Raw genomic sequence first — 3,610 nt, 5'->3', positions numbered from 1 at the left:
AGTCTGGTAATAATGGCGAGAAGGTCACACCCGTTCCCATACCGAACACGGAAGTTAAGCTTCTCAGCGCCGATGGTAGTTGGAACGAAAGTTCCTGTGAGAGTAGGACGTTGCCAGGCAAAAAAAAGAACAACCCTTTGAGGGTTGTTCTTTTTTTTAATATGAGTAAAAGGCACTGCTAAGTTCTTAAGAATGTATTATAGCGACTTAGCCAATGAGAAAGGAGAAACATATTATTATGTTCTCCTTTACTAAATTTGGCGTTTAGTATTATAGAACGTCTAATTTAGCAACGATTGTTACAAGGATTTGCAGAAGCGCTTGGATATTCACAGAAACTTGAGTATCTGTTGTAGTAACACAGATGTTTTTAGAACCATGAATAACTGTTTTTTGAGAGTTCTTTTGTTTATTCTTAAATAATTGTTTAAGATCTTGAACAACAGCTTTACCTTTGTCAGTATCACCGATAGTTATACTAATTACAATAGCTATTGCAACTTGAATAGCGGCCTGTAAAGATAATGCTACTTGCGTATCAGTAGTATGAACTTCAATTCCTTCAGAATCCTTAATGATGATCCACTCAAAAGACTGTTGTTTATTGGATACAAATTGATCTGCTTCTTGCATAACGTCTGCGTCGTTACCTTTAGTATCACATGAATCTAAAGCTTTCCATTTTTTTTCTTGCATTTTATTTTCACCTCTTATTATTTATTTTTATGCGATGTCAATTTTTGCTACTAATGTCAACAATACTTGTAGTAATGCTTGGATGTTAGCTGCAACGTCTGTATCAGTTGTTTTGATATTGATATCTTTGGAATTTTCGATACTAATTTTTTGGAAGTTATTTTGTTCTGATTCGAAATATTGTAGAAGATCTTCCGCAACACTTTGACCTTGGTCTGAATCAAGAATGGTAACACGGAGAACTAATGCGATAGCAAGCTGCAGCGCAATTTGGAGAGAAACAGCTGCTTGAGTATCAGTAGTGTGAACATTGATGTTGCAGGAGTCTTTAATAAAGATTAGTTCCTCAGAATCTTGTTCCATTAGGGAAACTTGGTCTGCATCTTGTAGTACATCTGCATCAATATGATTACTTGAATGATGCTCAGGTGCTTGATAAGTGTGAGCATCTTGGAAAACTGCTGGATCATGATAGACATAAGCAAATTGCGGAGCTTCCTCGTAAGTTTGTTCTGCAACCGGCTTGTCCTCAAAAAACATATCTGAAGATTCATCCTTCCGATACTTTTTATCATTTTTTTCCTTCTTATTGTTGGATGGCATTGTTTTTTACACTCCTTTGTTTAAGTTTTGTTTTCAATATAATATATGGAGTTGTCCAATAATGTGTTTGTGTGTATTTGATTATTTTATTTGTTTTATAAAAAATGAAAAGAACGCCTAATCTAGCGTTCTTTTAGGATAATTTATTTCGAGTCGTCAGCATTTTTTGTTGGATTTTCTTTACTAACGAATGCATCCACTTGCTGGGAAAGATCATTTACTAAATCTTTTATTAATTGTTTCTGTTCTGGTGATAAATTGGTTTTTCCTTTTTCTATATTAATACCATTCTTTCTTAATATATCACTAACAAGTAAATCAATAATTTTACCTGTAAATAATGGGTTTTGATTTGAATCACTCATGATTAATCACTCCTTTAATTTGAAATATCCATTATCAGGATATGCAGTGGGTTCTTAAGATTCCTGCACATTTCGTCCAAAAATAGACAAAAATAATTTAAAAAAGAAAAATATGGTATAATTCGATATTATCTTTATTTGTCTTGACATAAGATGTGTAGAATAACGTGTGGCTGGTGAATTCATTGGGAAAAATTTTCGGAACAAAAAAAGAGGGTTTTGTGTATAGACCGCGGGAGGCAGTCTATGCCATTATTGTTAACGATACAATAGATGAGGTTGTTACGGTTCAAACCCCTGATGGTTATTTTTGGCTTCCTGGTGGTGGAATTGAAGGGAATGAAGATCATTCCGAATGCCTTAGAAGAGAATTATTAGAAGAGACAGGTTTTAGTGCAGAGATTAATCATTTTATTGGGAATGCGAAGCAATTTTTTATTACGTCTGAGAATGAATGTATTGCAAACGAGGGTACCTTTTATTTAGCCCAATTATGTAAAAAGGTGTCTGATCCTCTAGAAGATGACCATTCCCTTAAGTGGATACCAGTGAGGAGTGTGGATGAATTACTGTATCATAAACATCAGGCTTGGGTTGTTAGAGAGGGATTGAGGTTTAATCAGAATTTGAAAGAAGGCTCAATGAATTGAGACTTTTTATCGTTATGATGGGTGGATTTTTAGGAGCTATAACTAGGTATAGCATTGGAGAATGGATCCAGAACGATAATGGATTTCCTCTTGGCACTCTCTCCATTAATCTTTTCGGCTGTTTCTGCCTAAGCTGGTTTTTAACTTTTTTATCTACGTGGAAGATCATTCGTCCAGAATTATCCCTATTTATTGGAACGGGGTTTATCGGTTCATTCACTACATTTTCCACACTTTCAATAGAAACAATTCTCTTATTTTCAAATGGACATATAATAATGGCTGTCTTTTATGTACTAACGAGTATCATTTTCGGATTACTGTTCTCATACATAGGTTTCAGATTGGCACGCATTCGTAGAAAAAAAGGAGAAACAATTTGATTTGGTTAATTGGTCTAGGCGGTTCATTAGGTGCAGCTGTTAGATATTTATTGGGTCTATGGGTGAATACAAAAATGAAATCGGAGCCATTTCCATTGGCTACTTGGTTAATTAATATATCGGGTTCTTTTCTGTTAGGACTACTTGTGAATCTTCGTTTATCGAATGATATTAGTGAATGGTTTTGGTTTCTAGCAGGAGTTGGATTTTGTGGCGCCTATACGACTTTCTCGACTTTTGGTTTTGAAACGCTAAGCTTATTGCAATCCAAGAAAAAAGAATTGGCAGGTATATATGTATTATCGTCATTAATTGCGAGTGTCTTAGCAGCGGCGATTGGTTTTATTATATAAGTTGAACTATATTTGCTCTTAATTATGATTAATATCAGAAAAAGAATGCAAAATAAGAGGGGAAAAACTGATTTTATAGGAGGATTTAGATGTCTAAGAAAAAGTTTACCCCTTCATCAGACGTTGACCAAAAACAATTGCTGAATGATAAAGTTGAAAAAGCTCGCAAAAACAATTTTGAGGATGACCATGTACGCAGAGGAACACCGAATGGTGCTCAAGGAGAATGAAATGAAAATGAGAAGAACTGTTGCAGCCGCAATAGTTCTTTTATTTAGATAGAGTCAAAATTAGAATAGGTCAAATTGGATAATATTACTATTGAACTGAATGGTTTATAGGTGATAATATATAAAAGTTCCCTTCAGAGGAACGGTGAAAAACAGAAAAACATGTTGACATTATTCATGTTATCCTGTTATTATATTTAACGTCACTTTTTAAAATCTAGCAATCTTGTTCTTTGAAAACTAAACAAACAAGAACGTCAACAAACAATTTTTTAGCTTTTTAAAAAAGCTAAGCCAACGTAACAAATGAGCTATATCAACTTTCTTGGA

General features: G+C 34.2%; 7 protein-coding genes and 1 rRNA gene. 5 read left to right on the top strand and 3 right to left on the bottom strand.

All coding sequences use genetic code 11. The annotated features are described in order from the left end of the window. The first annotated feature begins 2 nt into the window (after window positions 1-2). A 5S ribosomal RNA gene (rrf, locus tag SFC47_RS25705) occupies window positions 3-119 on the top strand. A gap of 151 nt (window positions 120-270) precedes the next feature. Here the strand turns inward: rrf and SFC47_RS25700 are convergent. The 3 genes from SFC47_RS25700 to SFC47_RS25690 form a co-directional block, all read right to left on the bottom strand. Next, entirely contained in the window at window positions 271-696 is a 426-nt protein-coding gene (locus SFC47_RS25700; RefSeq protein ID WP_411257374.1) for a spore coat protein, read from the bottom strand. 27 nt (window positions 697-723) lie between these two features. Next, complete coding sequence (locus tag SFC47_RS25695; protein ID WP_411257373.1) at window positions 724-1,299, bottom strand: spore coat protein; 576 nt, start codon at window positions 1,297-1,299, stop codon at window positions 724-726. Between the two features lie 143 nt (window positions 1,300-1,442). Further along, on the bottom strand, window positions 1,443-1,664 hold the full coding sequence (locus tag SFC47_RS25690) for a spore coat protein (protein WP_411257372.1): 222 nt from the start codon (window positions 1,662-1,664) through the stop codon (window positions 1,443-1,445). A 221-nt stretch (window positions 1,665-1,885) separates the two neighbouring features. Here SFC47_RS25690 and SFC47_RS25685 point away from each other — a divergent pair, with 221 nt between their 5' ends. The 4 genes from SFC47_RS25685 (at window position 1,886) to SFC47_RS25670 (ending at window position 3,280) form a co-directional block, all read left to right on the top strand. Then, entirely contained in the window at window positions 1,886-2,314 is a 429-nt protein-coding gene (locus SFC47_RS25685; protein ID WP_411257371.1) for an NUDIX hydrolase, read from the top strand. Between the two features lie 14 nt (window positions 2,315-2,328). Then, window positions 2,329-2,697, top strand: coding sequence for a fluoride efflux transporter CrcB (gene crcB / locus SFC47_RS25680; protein WP_411257375.1), 369 nt, complete (start codon window positions 2,329-2,331; stop codon window positions 2,695-2,697). Further along, window positions 2,694-3,050 (top strand): fluoride efflux transporter CrcB, encoded by a 357-nt coding sequence (gene crcB / locus SFC47_RS25675; protein WP_411257370.1) that lies wholly within the window; start codon window positions 2,694-2,696, stop codon window positions 3,048-3,050. The genes crcB (SFC47_RS25680) and crcB (SFC47_RS25675) overlap by 4 nt, the downstream gene beginning before the upstream one ends. 89 nt (window positions 3,051-3,139) lie before the next feature. Beyond that, window positions 3,140-3,280, top strand: coding sequence for a hypothetical protein (locus SFC47_RS25670; protein WP_411257369.1), 141 nt, complete (start codon window positions 3,140-3,142; stop codon window positions 3,278-3,280). Window positions 3,281-3,610: the final 330 nt, after the last annotated feature.

The sequence above is a fragment of the Neobacillus niacini genome (assembly GCF_046591715.1).
Lineage (GTDB): Bacteria > Bacillota > Bacilli > Bacillales > Cytobacillaceae > Neobacillus > Neobacillus niacini_L.
The sequence above is the reverse complement of the archived record's forward strand: the minus strand, read 5'-3'. Positions and strand labels throughout refer to the sequence as shown.